Annotated in this window: 18 protein-coding genes; all 18 read left to right on the top strand. The window is 49.6% G+C overall.

The window, feature by feature from the left end; translation table 11 throughout:
* Window positions 1-2 precede the first annotated feature (2 nt).
* The 18 genes from EKM96_RS04545 (at window position 3) to uvrB (ending at window position 16,354) form a co-directional block, all read left to right on the top strand.
* Window positions 3-710 (top strand): response regulator transcription factor, encoded by a 708-nt coding sequence (locus tag EKM96_RS04545; RefSeq protein ID WP_125640392.1) that lies wholly within the window; start codon window positions 3-5, stop codon window positions 708-710.
* A complete protein-coding gene (locus EKM96_RS04550; RefSeq protein WP_125640395.1) occupies window positions 707-2,059 on the top strand; it encodes a sensor histidine kinase in 1,353 nt (450 codons plus the stop codon). Before EKM96_RS04545 ends, EKM96_RS04550 begins: the two co-directional genes overlap by 4 nt.
* Window positions 2,060-2,321: 262 nt before the next feature.
* Window positions 2,322-3,203 carry a phosphate ABC transporter substrate-binding protein PstS family protein gene (locus EKM96_RS04555; RefSeq protein ID WP_125640398.1) on the top strand — a complete coding sequence of 294 codons (882 nt, stop codon included), beginning with the start codon at window positions 2,322-2,324 and terminating at the stop codon, window positions 3,201-3,203.
* Window positions 3,204-3,205: 2 nt separating this feature from the next.
* The gene (gene pstC / locus EKM96_RS04560; protein ID WP_125640402.1) at window positions 3,206-4,132 is read left to right on the top strand and encodes a phosphate ABC transporter permease subunit PstC; all 927 of its coding nucleotides are present in this window, start codon (window positions 3,206-3,208) and stop codon (window positions 4,130-4,132) included.
* Between the two features lie 2 nt (window positions 4,133-4,134).
* A complete protein-coding gene (pstA, locus tag EKM96_RS04565; protein ID WP_125640405.1) occupies window positions 4,135-5,019 on the top strand; it encodes a phosphate ABC transporter permease PstA in 885 nt (294 codons plus the stop codon).
* 46 nt (window positions 5,020-5,065) lie between these two features.
* The gene (gene pstB, locus EKM96_RS04570) at window positions 5,066-5,854 is read left to right on the top strand and encodes a phosphate ABC transporter ATP-binding protein PstB (protein ID WP_225417627.1); all 789 of its coding nucleotides are present in this window, start codon (window positions 5,066-5,068) and stop codon (window positions 5,852-5,854) included.
* A gap of 14 nt (window positions 5,855-5,868) precedes the next feature.
* Window positions 5,869-6,627, top strand: a complete 759-nt coding sequence (gene pstB, locus EKM96_RS04575; RefSeq protein ID WP_125640411.1) for a phosphate ABC transporter ATP-binding protein PstB — start codon at window positions 5,869-5,871, stop codon at window positions 6,625-6,627.
* 12 nt (window positions 6,628-6,639) lie between these two features.
* A complete protein-coding gene (gene phoU, locus EKM96_RS04580; RefSeq protein ID WP_125640414.1) occupies window positions 6,640-7,317 on the top strand; it encodes a phosphate signaling complex protein PhoU in 678 nt (225 codons plus the stop codon).
* A 115-nt stretch (window positions 7,318-7,432) separates the two neighbouring features.
* On the top strand, window positions 7,433-7,765 hold the full coding sequence (locus EKM96_RS04585) for a PspC domain-containing protein (RefSeq protein ID WP_125640416.1): 333 nt from the start codon (window positions 7,433-7,435) through the stop codon (window positions 7,763-7,765).
* 2 nt (window positions 7,766-7,767) lie between these two features.
* A complete protein-coding gene (locus EKM96_RS04590; RefSeq protein ID WP_125640419.1) occupies window positions 7,768-8,139 on the top strand; it encodes a phage holin family protein in 372 nt (123 codons plus the stop codon).
* 87 nt (window positions 8,140-8,226) lie between these two features.
* Window positions 8,227-9,162 (top strand): HPr(Ser) kinase/phosphatase, encoded by a 936-nt coding sequence (gene hprK / locus EKM96_RS04595; protein ID WP_125640422.1) that lies wholly within the window; start codon window positions 8,227-8,229, stop codon window positions 9,160-9,162.
* Between the two features lie 5 nt (window positions 9,163-9,167).
* A complete protein-coding gene (gene lgt / locus EKM96_RS04600; RefSeq protein WP_125640425.1) occupies window positions 9,168-10,031 on the top strand; it encodes a prolipoprotein diacylglyceryl transferase in 864 nt (287 codons plus the stop codon).
* 15 nt (window positions 10,032-10,046) lie between these two features.
* A complete protein-coding gene (locus tag EKM96_RS04605) occupies window positions 10,047-11,060 on the top strand; it encodes an NAD(P)H-dependent glycerol-3-phosphate dehydrogenase (RefSeq protein ID WP_125640428.1) in 1,014 nt (337 codons plus the stop codon).
* Between the two features lie 28 nt (window positions 11,061-11,088).
* Window positions 11,089-11,988 (top strand): UTP--glucose-1-phosphate uridylyltransferase GalU, encoded by a 900-nt coding sequence (gene galU / locus EKM96_RS04610; RefSeq protein ID WP_125640431.1) that lies wholly within the window; start codon window positions 11,089-11,091, stop codon window positions 11,986-11,988.
* A 64-nt stretch (window positions 11,989-12,052) separates the two neighbouring features.
* Window positions 12,053-12,991, top strand: coding sequence for a thioredoxin-disulfide reductase (gene trxB, locus EKM96_RS04615; protein ID WP_125640433.1), 939 nt, complete (start codon window positions 12,053-12,055; stop codon window positions 12,989-12,991).
* A gap of 76 nt (window positions 12,992-13,067) precedes the next feature.
* Complete coding sequence (locus tag EKM96_RS04620; RefSeq protein WP_125640436.1) at window positions 13,068-13,709, top strand: YfbR-like 5'-deoxynucleotidase; 642 nt, start codon at window positions 13,068-13,070, stop codon at window positions 13,707-13,709.
* Window positions 13,706-14,233 carry an acetyltransferase gene (locus EKM96_RS04625; protein WP_125640439.1) on the top strand — a complete coding sequence of 176 codons (528 nt, stop codon included), beginning with the start codon at window positions 13,706-13,708 and terminating at the stop codon, window positions 14,231-14,233. Before EKM96_RS04620 ends, EKM96_RS04625 begins: the two co-directional genes overlap by 4 nt.
* A 114-nt stretch (window positions 14,234-14,347) precedes the next feature.
* Window positions 14,348-16,354: an excinuclease ABC subunit UvrB gene (gene uvrB / locus EKM96_RS04630; protein WP_125640442.1), complete on the top strand. Its 2,007-nt coding sequence runs from the start codon at window positions 14,348-14,350 to the stop codon at window positions 16,352-16,354.
* Window position 16,355: the final 1 nt, after the last annotated feature.

Raw genomic sequence — 16,355 nt, forward strand, 5'->3', positions numbered from 1 at the left:
CAATGAGTAGAGTGCTAGTCGTCGACGATGAACCAGCGATCGTGACCTTGCTGCAATATAACTTGGAACAAGCGGATTACCAAGTCGTCACCGCCATTGATGGTGAACAGGCTTTGAATTTAGCTTTGCATGAAAAATTTGATGTGATTCTGTTGGATTTAATGCTGCCCAAAATGGACGGTGTCGAAGTGACCAAGCGTTTACGACAAGAAAAGATTAGTACCCCGATTATTATGATTACCGCTAAGACCAGTGAGTTTGACACGGTTTTCGGTCTTGAGTTGGGGGCTGATGACTATATCACCAAGCCCTTTAGTCCGCGGGAAGTGATTGCCAGAATGAAGGCGGTCATGCGGCGGTATCGTGACGATCAACCGCAGGAAAGTGTGACACGGCACAACGATCATCGTCTAAGGGTTGGGGACCTGACGATTGACCAAGATAAGTTCCGGGTGATGCGGGGCCAGCAACAGATTGACCTGACGCCGAAGGAGTTTGAATTGCTGCTGTTTTTTGCCAAGCGTCCCGGTAAAGTATGGAGTCGTGAACAGTTGCTCGAAGGCGTTTGGGGCTTTGATTACAGTGGTCAGACCCGCATGGTTGATATCCACGTGTCACATTTACGAGAAAAAATTGAATTGGATCCAAAACATCCCGTCTTATTAAAAACGGTTCGGGGCTTCGGCTATACCTTTGAGGTGCCGTCATGATGAAACGATTGGCGGGGGCTTGGGTCATTGTCGGGCTGGTAAACTCGCTACTCGTCTGGTTGGTTCAAGCGCCACAGCGGCCCTGGGCCCTGATTGTGGCCTGGTCCTTGGCCCTATTAGAAACGGTTGGCCTAGGGGTGGTCTGGCACTGGGCGGCCCTTCGAATCCATATTCTGACCAAGAAGGTTGAAGGCATTCGCCATGAAGAAACGCCGGCCCATGTCTTACTCTCGCCACATGACCCGTTTCAAGAGCTAGCATTGCAAATTAATTACCTGCAAACCCATCAGCGGAAGGTTCAACGACAGATGGCGGGACAGAACCAAGAGTTTGCCACACTTCTCGATTACCTACCAATTGGGGTCATGGTGATTGACCGCTATCGGAAGGTGGAACTGGCTAACCCAGCGATGGAGCAGTTTTTACAGCATCAAATATCACCCCGACGTCATCCTTTCACCCAGGACATCAGTCAATTTGAATTGGCTAGCCTGATCAACTCCGCCTTATCGGAGGGGAAGACACAGCAACGCACGTTGAAGTTAGCCGGCGTGACCAGGGATCGAACCGTCGATGCCCGGGCCATTTATACGGCAACTTCTCAGGATTATTTTCAAGTCCTGGTGTTGTTGTATGATGTGACGGAAGTCTACGCGGTGGAACAGATGCAGATGGACTTTGTCTCGAATGCCTCTCACGAGCTGAAGACACCGGTGACGGCCATATCTGGCTTCGCTAAGACCCTACTCGCTGGGGCTAAGGACGATCCGGAGAAGTCGGTAGAATTCCTCAAGATTATTGACCAGCAGTCTGAACGATTAGTTGAGCTCATTAATGATGTGTTGACCATTTCACATATCGAATCTGGGAATCAGGTCGAGGCCGCCTCGACGCCCATTGGGCAACAGGTGGTCAGCCAGGTGACACTGTTGTCGCCCTTGGCGGATGTTAATCAGGTCACCCTCATTAATCAAGTTGATCCCGACATTGTGGAGGTTACCGATCCCCATAAGTTTGACCAAATTCTGAAGAACGTGTTGGGAAATGCCATCAAGTACAATCGACCGCAAGGAACGGTCACGTTATCATCCAAGGTGACAGCGGGTGACTGGTCCCTGACGATTGCCGACACGGGAGTCGGCATTGCCCCACAAGACCAACTACGGGTCTTTGAGCGATTCTACCGGGCTGAATTGTCCCATTCCAATCAACTGATCAGTGGGAGTGGGTTAGGGCTGGCCATCGTGCGAGAATTAGTGGAGTCGTTGAACGGGAAGATTAATCTCGAGAGTACCCTGGACGTTGGGACTACCGTGACGCTGACATTTCCGATTGTCCCCATGTCGTAATGCTTTCTTTACAAAACAATATTTAAAGGCTCGGGCCTTAGTCCGAGCCTTTTTTAGTCACTGTTGTTGGTGTTGATGGTCCTGGACCGGATTTATGAGGGACCTAGCTGGGTGAGTTTGTTAGTTAATTGGCTTCAAAATAGTCCGAATTGGGGTGCATTTACATAACCTTTACAATACGTCTACGGGACATTTACATTTGTTCGCTATACTGACAAGTGAAATGGTTGAGCCAATGGCCCGGCCGATAGGAGGTTTTGGTATGTCAAGGAAACGCTGGGTGCAAGGATTTATTGTGATCGCTCTCGTTGCCCTGGGAGGATATGCTTACCAGACGCGTCAAGTCAGCCATGCTCGCGAATCGATTACCGCCGTGGGCTCAACGGCCCTGCAACCGCTGGTGGAAGCAGCGGGTGAACAGTATACCGGTGAACATCTCGGTACCTTTGTCAACGTGCAGGGTGGTGGAACTGGGACTGGCCTCAGTCAGATTCAAGAAGGGGCCGTCCAGATCGGAAACTCCGATCTATTTGCCGGCGAACAAAAGGGAATTAAAGCGAACCAATTGGTTGACCACCGCGTGGCCGTGGTGGGGATTACGCCGATTGTGAATAAGAAGGTGGGCGTCACGAATCTTTCAACCGCTCAGCTAATCAAGGTCTTCACGGGTGAGGTTAAGAATTGGCGAGAGGTTGGTGGGGCCAACCTGCCGATTGTTTTGATTAACCGGGCTCAAGGGTCAGGGACACGGGCAACCTTCGAACAATTTGGCCTGCAGGGTCGTCGCTCTAAGACGGCTCAAGAACAAGATTCATCCGGAATGGTGCGGTCGATTGTTGCGACGACGCCTGGGGCCATCAGTTACGTGGCCTTCTCATATGTTGATAAGACGGTTCAGGACCTGGCGATAAATCATGTCGAACCAACGGAAGATAATGTGACCACGAATGATTGGAAGATTTGGTCGTATGAACATCTCTATACCAAGGGCCAGCCGAAGGGGCTGACGGCAAAATTCATTCACTACGTTCAGTCGGCTGCCGTGCAACGAACGCTGGTTCGACAGCTAGGTTATCTTTCTCCGGACCAGATGACCGTCGACCGCGATGTTCATGGTCAGGTCACTAAAATTGGAGGTGAGTAGGCATGAAATCGACGCAACAACTGGAACGCCAACTGAAACGCCATTCCAAAGCCGCTCGCCTCGAAAATTGGGGTCGCTTCATTAGCTTTTCTGCCCTACTCCTGATTGTAGCGGTCGTGGTGGGGATCATCGGGTTTGTGGCCTCCAAGGGGATTGCGACCTTTACCACGAATCACGTCAGCCTATGGGACTTTCTGACCGAGAAAACCTGGAATCCCAACATCAAGGATGCCCACGGTAATCCAGAGGTTGGGGCCTTACCCATGATTGTGGGGTCCTTCCTGATTACGATTCTGTCGGCCATCGTGGCGACACCCTTTGCGATTGGCACGGCCGTCTTTATGAATGAAATTTCACCTAATCGGGGAGCCAAAATTCTGCAACCCGTGACCGAATTGTTGGTGGGAATTCCGTCGGTTGTATATGGGTTTATCGGGCTCTCCGTGGTGGTTCCAGCCACCCGGGCCATCTTTGGTGGGAGTGGGTTTGGGATCCTCTCGGGGACCTGTGTGTTGTTTGTCATGATCCTGCCAACGGTGACCTCCATGAGTGCCGATGCCTTGAAGTCCGTTCCTCGTTACTATCGGGAGGCATCGCTTGCCTTGGGGGCCACGCAATGGCAGACCATCTATAAGGTGGTTCTGCGGGCAGCGACGCCGGGCCTAATGACCGCGGTGGTCTTCGGTATGGCCCGGGCCTTCGGTGAAGCCCTGGCCGTTCAAATGGTCATCGGGAACGCGGCCTTGATGCCAAGTAGCCTGGTGGCACCGTCCTCAACATTGACGTCGGTTCTGACGACGGGAATTGGGAATACGGTGATGGGATCACTTCAAAACAATGCGCTGTGGTCCTTGGCGCTGGTATTACTGTTGATGTCCCTAGTCTTTAACTTAATTATTCGGTTAATCGGTCGAAAGGGGCGGATGTAGGCATGAATTCGAAAACGCAAAATAAAATTGCCATTGGTGCCTTGTATGGGATTGCCGGCTTCGTCGTGCTGATCCTGTTGGCCCTGCTCGGCTACATCCTGGTGAGTGGGATGCCGCAATTAAGCTGGCATTTCCTGACGGCCCCCGCCAAAGCCTTTCTTAAAGGGGGCGGGGTGGGCGTCCAACTCTTCAATTCGTTTTACTTGCTCTTCTTGGCCATGCTGATTTCCTTTCCAATCGCGTTAGGGGCGGCCATTTATCTTTATGAGTATGCCAAGGACAATTGGTTAACCACGACCATCCGGACGGCGATTGAGATTCTAAGTTCGCTACCGTCCGTTGTGGTGGGCCTGTTCGGTTTTTTATTCTTCGTGGTCAAGCTGCGACTAGGTTTTTCCATCCTGTCAGGGGCCTTTGCATTGACCTTCTTTAACCTGCCACTGCTGACGCGAAGCATCGAGGATTCGTTGCGGACGATTAGTGAAACACAACGAGAGGGAGGCCTGGCTCTAGGGTTATCTCGGTGGGAAACGGTGACTAAGGTTATCCTACCGGCGGCCGTGCCCAGTATTTTAACCGGGGTCATCTTGAGTGCCGGACGGGTGTTTGGGGAAGCGGCCGCGCTGATTTATACGGCTGGCCAAAGTGCCCCAGCCTTAAACTTCATGGATTGGAATCCGTTTAACATTTCAAGCCCGCTGAATCCGATGCGGCCCGCGGAAACGCTAGCCGTGCATATTTGGAAGATCAACTCCGAGGGGATTATGCCCGACGCCAAGGCAATTTCATCCGGATCTTCAGCCGTCTTGGTCTTAGCCATCTTGATATTTAACTTCGCTGCCCGGTATTTGGGTAAGCGCCTGTACAAGCGTCTGACGTCAGCGTAGGGAGGTTGCCATGTTAACCAGTAACGATGTTCGCAACGAATCAGCGATGCAGGAACGTCATGTGACGCAACTGTCCGCCGTTGGTGAGGAAATTATTTTATCAACGCGGAATTTACATGTTTTTTATGGCCAGCATGAGGCATTGTTCGAAGGTGATTTAGAGTTTGCTAATCACAAGATCACGGCACTCATCGGGCCATCGGGCTCCGGCAAGTCAACCTTCCTGCGGTCGTTGAACCGGATGAATGACCGGATTGCAACGGTGACCGGGGAGATTATGTATCGGGGGGTCGATGTTAATCAGCCGGCAATCGATGTCTATGAGATGCGCCGGCGGGTGGGCATGGTGTTTCAACGCCCAAACCCCTTTGCTAAATCCATCTACGACAATATTGCCTTTGCCTTGCAGCTGCGGGGAGTGACGGACCGCCATCAACTCGACGAGATTGTCGAGACATCATTGAAGCAGGCGGCTCTGTGGGAACAGGTCAAGGATGACCTTAATAAAAGTGCTTTAGCCCTTTCTGGGGGACAGGCTCAGCGGTTATGTATTGCGCGCGCCATTGCTGTTAAGCCAGATATTTTGTTGTTGGACGAACCTGCGAGCGCCTTAGATCCGGTTTCAACCAGTCAGTTGGAGGACACGCTATTAGACCTTAAACAAAAATACACGATTATTATTGTGACGCATAATATGCAACAGGCTGCACGAATTAGTGATTATACGGCGTTCTTTAACGCTGGACGTGTCTTGGAGTACGACACCACGTCACAAATTTTTACCAATCCACAGGTGAAAATAACGAGTGATTATGTTTCGGGGAACTTCGGCTAAGAGGAGGAAAAACAATGAGTGAGGAAATCTTGACGACACAAGATTTACATCTGTATTATGGGGATAAAGAAGCATTGAAGGGCATTAACTTAGACTTTACGGAGAAGGGGATCACGGCCTTAATCGGGCCCTCGGGCTGTGGGAAGTCCACGTACCTGCGGACCCTCAACCGAATGAACGACTTGATTCCTAATGTAACCATCACGGGAACCATTAAATTCAAGGATCAGGATCTCTATTCACCAAATGCCGATACCGTGCAAATCCGTAAGGAAATCGGCATGGTGTTCCAACAACCCAATCCCTTTCCATTTTCAATTTATGATAATGTGATCTATGGCCTGCGGATTGCCGGTGAGAAGGATAAGGAGAAGCTGGATGCAGTGGTTGAGAAGTCCCTGCGGCAGGCAGCCGTCTGGGATGAGGTCAAGGACCACCTTCACGAGAGCGCCCTAGCCTTATCCGGTGGCCAACAGCAGCGGGTCTGCATTGCTCGGGTTCTCGCGGTTTCTCCCGAGATCATTCTACTTGATGAACCCACGAGTGCCTTAGATCCAGTGTCCAGTAGCCAAATTGAGGCGACTCTCTTGAATTTACGGCATGATTATACGATTATTATTGTGACCCATAACTTACAGCAAGCCTCACGAATTGCCGATCGAACGGCATTCTTTATGAATGGTGAGCTTGTTGAAGTTGACCAGACCAAGAATATTTTTATGAATCCCGCTAAGAAACAGACGGAAGACTATATTAGCGGTCGATTCGGGTAAGGAGACTAAATCATGCGGAGACTATTTGATGATGAGTTGGCAGAGTTAGACGCGGACTTTACTGAAATGGGGATGCTCGTCAGTGAGGTTATCCAGCAAGCCGTTGATTCATTTAAGAATCGGGATGCTATGGCCGCACAGCAGATCATTGACCATGACCACGAAATCAATGAGCGTGAGATCGCCCTTGAAAAGAAAACATTTGAAATGATCGCCTTGTATCAACCCGTGACCACTGATCTACGGGAGATTGTCACGATCCTGAAGGCCGTTTCAGAGCTCGAACGGGCAGGCGACCATGCTCGCAACATTGCTCACGCAACCATTAAGTTCGGGACGAAGCAAAAGATTCCGGTGTTGGAACAACTCATCGATAAGATGGGGCAACTCACCACCCAGATGGTTCGAGACGTCCTGACGGCTTATGTTAACAAGGATGAACACGTTGCCCGCCAATTGGCAGCGGTTGACCATCAGCTGGACCAACTGAATCATCAAGTCCGAGCAGACAGCTATCAACAGATGCGGCTGGATCCGGCCTTTGAGACTGGGGCATCAATCTACCTAAACGTTGCGCAGGATCTCAGTCGGATTGGCGATTACGTTACCAACGTTTGTGAATGGATTATTTACCTCAAGTCAGGTCAGATTATCGAATTGAATTCGGCCAATAACGATGATGACGATTAAAGCTTAACCAAAGTTGAAGATTTCACTCAGCGACCCCTGGAAACTTGCTTTCAGGGGTCGCTTTCGTTATTCTTGCGTTATTAGGTGAAGTTTTTTTAAAAAGGAGGAACCGTCGATGGCTGAAAAGAAAAAATTTGCGCGCTCACGGACTAACCGACTAATCGGAGGGGTACTCGGCGGCATCGCAGGATACTTTGGTTGGAATGCGAACCTCTTACGGGTTATTTACGTTCTGATCTCATTGGCATTGCCAACCCATGGGCCACTAGGCCTGCTAATCTACGCGGCCTTTATGACCTTTATGCTGTTGGACGATTCTCGCCCAACCGGTGTTAACTTTCGCGATCTATTTACCGGTGGTCGGAAACAACCCGAGACGCCTGACCGTAAAGTGATTCATGATGTTACGGAGCATGATGTTAACGACCACCACAAGGATGGTGACTAATCATGCGTTTTTGGCCTCGAATCTTTATCAATGCGGCCATCTTTCTCGCCTTGGCGGGTTTCTTCCAAAGCTCGCTAGCAGGGTCGTACCAACATGCCTTTTATGTTTCTGGGGTGGGCATCGCCTTGGTTGCCAGCTTTGTCTTGGCAATTCTGAACGCGATTGTTCGACCCATTTTATTTCTGTTATCGCTACCCATTACGATTCTAACGCTGGGATTATTTAGTGTGGTTGTGAATGCGGCCATGCTTGAATTAACCTCGGTGGTCGTGGGGAGTAACTTTACCTTTTCCTCATTTGGCGTCACGTTGCTAATTACTGTTGTGATGGCAATTGTTAACGCCATCATTAGTGATCACTTCGCTCGAAATTAACTGTGTAACTAGCGTTAATTTGGTAGGAGTCGTCTGGGTAAAGTGCTAAAATTAAGTTAGTTTGCTATGCAGTAAGGAGGAACGTCCATGACAGAGAGTGTCACGGTGGCCGATCTGGTCAAGGCTAACCGCTTAGAAATTTATGCTGGTGAAGATGACCTTGATCGGCAGATTACGACGAGTGATATTTCGCGGCCGGGGTTGGAACTGACCGGTTACTTTAACTACTACCCAGCGAAGCGAATTCAACTGTTGGGAATTACGGAAACGTCCTTTGCTAAAGGGATGGGTCATGATAAGTTGGTTGATGTGATGACCAAGATGTGCCAACCAGAAACGCCGGCCTTCGTGATCTCGACGCAACTCGATCCTCCCGAAGAACTCACGGCTTCGGCTAAAGCGGCCCATATTCCAATCTTGAGAACCAAGCTGACAACCTCCCGGGTCTTGAGTAACATGACCAACTTTTTGGAAGGCAAACTAGCCGAACGTCAATCAGTTCACGGGGTCCTTGTCGATATCTACGGGGTTGGGGTCATGATTACCGGTGATTCTGGTGTTGGTAAGAGTGAAACCGCTCTGGAACTGGTTAAACGGGGTCACCGACTGATAGCCGATGACCGAGTTGAAGTTTATCAACAGGATGAACAAACCCTAGTTGGTGCCGCACCGGCCATTCTAAGCCACCTGTTGGAAATCCGTGGGATCGGTATCATTGATGTCATGAACCTCTTTGGTGCCGGCGCTGTTCGGAGCGAAGTGGACATTGACCTGATCGTGCACCTTGAATTATGGCACGACGACAGTCATTTCGACCGGTTGGGCAACAATAATGAGAGTCAACGGTTCTTCGACGTGGTGGTTCCAAAGATTAACATTCCCGTTAAGACCGGGCGGAACCTAGCCATCATTATTGAAGCGGCGGCCATGAACTTCCGGGCGCGCTCCATGGGCTACGATGCCACGCAGGTCTTCGATGATAATTTGAAACGTTTAATTAAACAAAATGCGAATAAATCGTAAGGGGGATGGGCGTTATCTTTTCACCAATAATTGCGGCGCTTAACCCCATTGCCGTTCATTTAGGACCGATTCAGGTTCATTGGTACGGGGTCATTATTGCAACCGGCGTCATCATTGCCGTTCTCCTTGCCGTTCGCGAGGGAAATCGTCGGGGAATTAAGGCCGACGATATCTATGACATGATTCTGTGGGCATTACCGGCGGCTCTGATTGCTGCTCGACTCTACTATGTGGTCTTTGAATGGAAATATTATGCGAAGAATCCCGGAGAGATTATTGCCATCTGGGATGGTGGGATTGCCATCTATGGGTCGCTGATCGGTGCCGGAATCGTGGTGTATTTCTTCTGTCGGTCACGGTTCATTCCCGTCTGGTTGATGCTCGATGTGGCAGCGCCAACGGTGATTTTGGGTCAGGCGATTGGTCGCTGGGGGAACTTCATGAATCAGGAAGCCTATGGGCAACTGACTAGCCTCAGCTTTCTTCAGGGGTTGCACCTGCCCGACTGGGTGATTCAACAAATGTTGATTAATGGTGCCTATCGCCAGCCAACCTTCCTATATGAATCAATGTGGGATTTGTTGGGCTTTGTGGTGCTGATGAGTCTACGGCATTATCCTGGCCTGTTTAAACAGGGTGAGGTCTTCCTAAGCTATGTCCTGTGGTATTCACTCGGCCGATTCTTTATTGAAGGGATGCGGACGGATAGTCTGTGGTTGTTCCATTTACTACGGATTTCTCAGGCCCTTTCGGTTGTGCTGTTTATCGGGGCACTAGCGATTATGATTTATCGACGGCGTAAACAGGCGTCGTTACCAGCGTATCTTGACGGTAATCCATTTCAAAAACAAACTAATCTTTCTAAATAAGGAGAATCCATTATTATGTCAGAGAAAATTGCAGTCCTCGGTGCCGGTTCTTGGGGGTCAATCCTAGCGAGCGTCTTAGACGAAAACGGGCATGATGTCCGTCTCTGGTCGTATAACCCGGACCAAGTTGAAGAGCTGAACACGAAACATACGAATTCGCGTTACATCAAGGACTTTACTTATTCTCCATCGTTAGTGGCTTATTCAGATCTTGAACAGGCGTTGGCAGATGTCGATGCTATCCTGTTCGTTGTGCCAACCAAGGCTATTCGGTCGGTCGCCGGCAAAGTGGCGACTATCTTAGCTGCAAAGCATTTACAACCACAAATCATTCATGCTAGCAAAGGGATTGAACAAAAGACCTACAAGCGGCTCTCCCAAGTGTTGGCTGAAGAAATTCCGGTTGCCAATCGTAAGGCAGTCAGTGTGATTTCTGGTCCTAGTCATGCCGAAGATGTTGCCCGCAAGGATATCACATTGGTCACGGCTGCTAGTGAAAGTCCAGATGCAGCGAAGTATGTTCAAAAACTCTTTATGACACCTTACTTCCGGGTTTACACCAACTCTGATGTGATTGGGGTTGAGATCGGTGCCGCTTTGAAGAATATCATTGCGCTGGGCACTGGGGCCTTAAATGGTCTGGGTTACGGCGATAACGCTAAGGCGGCTCTGATGACTCGGGGCTTGGCCGAAATTTCTCGATTAGGAACGTCTTTTGGGGCCGACCCAATGACCTTCATCGGTTTGTCTGGTGTCGGCGACATTATTGTTACCGGGACGAGTTCTAATTCTCGGAACTGGCGAGCCGGTGACGAGTTAGGTCGTGGCGAGAAGCTAGACGACGTCATTGACCACATGGGGATGGTCATTGAAGGATTAGCAACAACTAAGGCGGCCTATGAATTGTCACAGGAGCGGGGAGTTTCTATGCCAATCACGAAGGCCATTTACCAGGTAATTTACGAAGGCAAAGACATTCGTCAAGCCATTTCTGACTTGATGCAACGCGAAGGCCGTTCGGAGTTTTAAAATAGGGGATACGAGGAAGGTATTAGATATGAGAAAAGTTAGAAAAGCAGTCATTCCAGCAGCAGGTTTGGGTACCCGGTTCTTGCCCGCAACTAAGGCTTTAGCCAAGGAAATGTTACCCATCGTTGATAAGCCAACGATTCAATTCATTGTTGAAGAGGCCCGGAAGTCTGGGATCGAAGACATTGTGATCGTTGATGGGAAGTCCAAGCGGTCGATTGAAGACCATTTTGACTCCAACCCTGAACTGGAAGCCAACTTGGCTGCTAAGCACAAGGATGAAATGTTACGCCAGGTCCAAGAAACGACCGGGCTGAACCTGTACTTTATTCGTCAGCCATATCCACGAGGTTTGGGGGATGCCGTGTTGACCGCTAAGGCCTTCATCGGTGACGAACCCTTTGTTGTCCTGTTAGGGGACGACATGACGGATAGCAAGGTGCCATTGACTAAGCAACTGATTGACCGCTACGATGAAACCGGTGCGTCGACGCTGGCTGTTATGCGGGTTCCACACAAGGACACCGCTAAGTATGGGGTGATCAATCCTTCCGAGGAAACGGCACCGGGCCTGTACAATGTGACGAGCTTTGTTGAAAAGCCCCAACCAGACGAGGCGCCAAGTGACTTGGCCATTATCGGTCGTTACTTGTTTACGCCAGAAATTTTTGAAGCCCTGGAAACGACGCCAGTTGGCCTGGGTAACGAACTTCAATTAACCGATGCCATTGATAACCTGAACAAGACGCAGCGCGTATTTGCCCATGAATATACCGGAAAGCGGTATGATGTGGGTAACAAGTTTGGCTGGATTAAGACCAACATCGAATATGGTCTGCAACACCCCGAAACGAAGGACCAACTGACAGCCTACATCAAGGAAATGGGCGCTAAGTTAAGCGGCCAATCAGAGTCCAAGTCGAAATAGGTGACAAGCTTACTTTTTAATAGTAAAGTGTCCTCATGGTAAACAGCAGAAGGGAGCGCTAACGTTGAAGAATTATGATGTCATTGTGATTGGTGCGGGTCCTGGCGGTATGACAGGAGCTCTGTACGCTTCACGGGCCAATTTATCAGTATTAATGTTGGACCGCGGTATCTATGGCGGTCAGATGAATAACACAGCAGCAGTCGAAAACTATCCTGGATTCAAGTCGGTCTTAGGACCTGACCTGGCTAAGGATATGTACGATGGCTCGACCCAATTTGGGGCCGAATTCGCATACGGTAGTGTTGAAGCGATCGAAGATCATGGCGACCACAAGGTTGTTAAGACCGACGATGGTGATTACACTGCCAAGGCCGTTATTGTGGCAACCGGATCCGAATACAAGAAGCTGGGCGTGCCTGGCGAAAATGAATTCGGTGGCCGAGGGGTTTCCTACTGCGCGGTCTGCGATGGGGCATTCTTTAAGAATCGCGACGTTGTCGTTGTCGGTGGTGGTGACTCAGCGATCGAAGAAGGTATCTACCTGGCTGGATTGGCTTCTAAAGTCACGATCGTTGTCCGTCGGGACCAATTACGGGCACAAAAGATCTTACAAGATCGGGCCTTTGCTAACGAAAAGATTGAATTTGTTTGGGATACCAACGTGACGGAAATCTTGGGTGACGAGATGAAGGTTACGGGAGTGGCAACCCTGAACAACAAGACTGGTGAAAAAGGCGAAATTGCGGCCAATGGGGTCTTCATTTACGTGGGGACTTTGCCAATGACTGAAGCCTTCACCGGTATGGGTATCACTGACGATGCTGGTTGGATTAAGACTGACATCGACATGAAGACGGCTGTACCTGGCATCTTCGCCATTGGTGACGTGCGGCAAAAGACGTTGCGGCAAATCACGACGGCGGTTGGTGACGGTGGAATTGCTGGCCAAGAGGCCTTCGGTTACATCGAATCCTTAAAGTCTGCAGCTGCAGCTAAATAAATGTTAAACTTAACGGAGACGACCCCGATGTGGGGAGTTTCCGTTTTTTTATGACATCAGAAGGAGTGAATCTTGTATGGGGATGAATCAGTTTTTACAAAGTTTGAGCGACTTAGAAACGATCAATCGGGCACCTGGGTATTTCAAGTTTGAACAACACTCGGTGGCGGCCCATTCCTTTAAGGTGGCTGAAGTTGCCCAATTCCTGGGCGATGTCGAAGAGCAGGCCGGGCATGAGATTAATTGGCGACTACTCTATGAAAAATCATTAAATCATGATTATACGGAACGATTTATCGGTGATATTAAGACGCCAGTAAAGTATGCGACACCACAACTGCGGTCCATGCTGGCGGACGTTGAAAAATCATTGACGGCTAACTTTATAAAAAACGAAATTCCCACACAATTCCAAACGGCGTACGCTCGTCGGTTGGGTGAGGGCAAAGACGACAGCCTGGAGGGGCAAATCCTATCGGTAGCCGATAAGGTGGACCTCCTGTATGAATCCTTTGGTGAGATCCAAAAAGGCAATCCGGAACCGGTGTACATGTCCATCTACCGAGAAAGTCTGGCAACCATTTTGAAATTCAAACAGATGGCCTGCGTGCAATACTTCCTGTCATCGGTCTTACCAGAAATGCTGGCGGCCGACTTCAGTGACCGGCAAAAACTGGCCCAATTGACCAACGATTTATTAAAGGAGAAGCGGGCATGAAATTAGCAGAATTATGGCAACAGTCCTTGCCCAATGAGACGGTTCGCGAGCTGACACATGCGGATGATGACCTAATCTATCAATTTCAGGCGGCTCACCCCAGCTACTTCAACCACTTCCAGGATCATCCTGTGACCCGACAAGAGGCGATTCAGGATGTCACTGACCTACCGTTCAAGGCATTGCCAGAACAGAAGGCCTACCTGGGTGTCTTTCGGCAAAAGCAATTGGTTTTAATTGTTGACCTCATTATTGATTACCCACTTCCCAGTTTAGTTTGGCTTGGGCTCTGGATGCCTGATAAAGGTCTTAGCAGTACGGATCAGCAGGCCCTGTATCGATCATTGACGAAGACGTTGCAGCAGGTCGAGGCAGTTCAGCTACAGGTGAATGTGTTCATGGGCGACCGTGAGATGACGCAATTCTGGCAGGATTGTGGGCTAACGCCAATCAAGACGACTAGCATCGTTCGCGGTGCCAGAACGGCCAATGTGACCATCTATCAGGACAAGTTCACCGCTTGAAACGGCAAATTGGCGAAAGTATGTTCGGTGTGGTAAAATATTTGAGCGTGATGGGAAACAGCTCGTTTCCCATTTTTCTGATGAATAAATAACGGGTAAGGGAGGCAATCATTCATGATCGATCGACAGACGGATCGCAAGTTCGACCTAGTCTCAAAGTACCAGCCAACTGGGGATCAACCCCAGGCGATCAAGGCTTTAACCAAGGGCCTGGAGGACGGCGAGAAGGCCCAGATTCTATTGGGTGCGACTGGGACGGGGAAGACCTTCACCATTTCTAACGTCATTAAAAATGTGAATAAACCGACGCTGGTTCTCTCACATAACAAGACGTTGGCAGGCCAACTATATGGCGAATTTAAGCAATTTTTCCCGAACAATGCGGTTGAATATTTTGTTAGTTATTATGATTATTATCAACCGGAGGCGTATGTCCCTTCGAGCGATACGTATATTGAAAAAGACTCCTCGATTAATGATGAAATTGATAAGTTGCGCCACTCGGCGACGAGTTCTTTATTGGAACGCAACGATGTGATTGTGGTGGCCTCCGTTTCCTCAATCTTTGGTTTAGGTGACCCAACTGAGTATAAGAATCACGTGGTTTCACTGCGGGTTGGCCAGGAGATTGAGCGAGATGCCTTACTCCGTAAACTAGTCAATATTCAATTTGAACGGAACGATTATGATTTCCAACGAGGCCGGTTCCGGGTACATGGTGATGTGGTTGAAATCTTCCCCGCATCTCGTGACGAACGCGCCTTGCGGGTAGAATTCTTTGGCGACGAGATCGACCGGATTCGTGAAGTCGATGCGTTGACAGGGGAAATTGTGGCCGATCGTGAACACGTGGCCATCTTCCCCGCGACCCACTTTATGACGAACGATGACATCATGGCCGAGGCCACGAATGGGATCGAAGGCGAATTAAAGGAACGGGTCACCGAGTTGGAAGGCGCCGGCAAGTTGTTGGAAGCCCAGCGACTGAAGCAACGGACCACGTATGACTTGGAAATGATGCGTGAAATGGGCTATACCAGTGGCATCGAAAACTATTCGCGTTGGATGGACGGTCGTAAGCCAGGAGAACCACCCTATACCCTGATGGATTTCTTCCCGAAAGACTTCTTAATGGTCGTCGATGAATCTCACGTGACTATGCCACAGGTTCGCGGCATGTATAATGGTGACCGGGCCCGTAAGCAGCAATTGGTGGACTATGGTTTCCGGCTGCCTAGTGCGTTGGACAACCGGCCGCTGAAATTAAATGAAGTGGAACAACATATGAATCAGGTCATTTACATGTCTGCAACACCTGGTCCTTACGAAGAAGAGCAGACAAAGCACGTGGTTCAACAGATCATCCGGCCTACCGGTCTACTTGATCCAACGATCGAAGTGCGACCAATTATGGGGCAAATGGACGATCTGGTTGGCGAAATTAATGCCAGAGTCGAAAAGAATGAGCGGACTTTTGTCACGACCTTAACGAAAAAGATGGCAGAAGACTTAACTGATTATATGAAGGATCTGGGGATTAAGGTGGCCTATCTTCACTCGGACATCAAGACCCTTGAGCGAACTGAGATCATGCGGGATCTGCGGCTTGGTAAGTATGACGTTTTGATTGGGATCAACCTGTTACGTGAAGGGATCGACATTCCTGAAGTGTCCTTGGTCGCCATCTTAGATGCCGATAAGGAAGGCTTCTTGCGTAACGAACGGTCGTTAATTCAAACGATTGGTCGGGCGGCACGAAATTCTCACGGGTCGGTCATCATGTATGCCGATTCGGTTACGGATTCGATGCAAGCAGCCATGGATGAGACCGCTCGGCGGCGAACGACCCAAATTGCTTATAACAAGGAACATGGCATTACGCCAACCACGATTATCAAACCAATTCGTGATCTGATCTCGGTAACGAAGACGGATGAAAATGCTGGTGAGAAGGATGACTTCGTGGCCAGCGACTTTGAAGACATGGACCGCGAAGACCAAGAGAAGTTGATTGCTCGTTTGGAAGACGAGATGCGGGCAGCGGCGAAGAAGTTAGACTTTGAACAAGCGGCTTCACTCCGAGATACCGTGATGGAGATGAAGACGGAGATTGGTGATTAGG

The sequence above is a fragment of the Levilactobacillus tangyuanensis genome, from assembly GCF_003946545.1.
GTDB lineage: Bacteria > Bacillota > Bacilli > Lactobacillales > Lactobacillaceae > Levilactobacillus > Levilactobacillus tangyuanensis.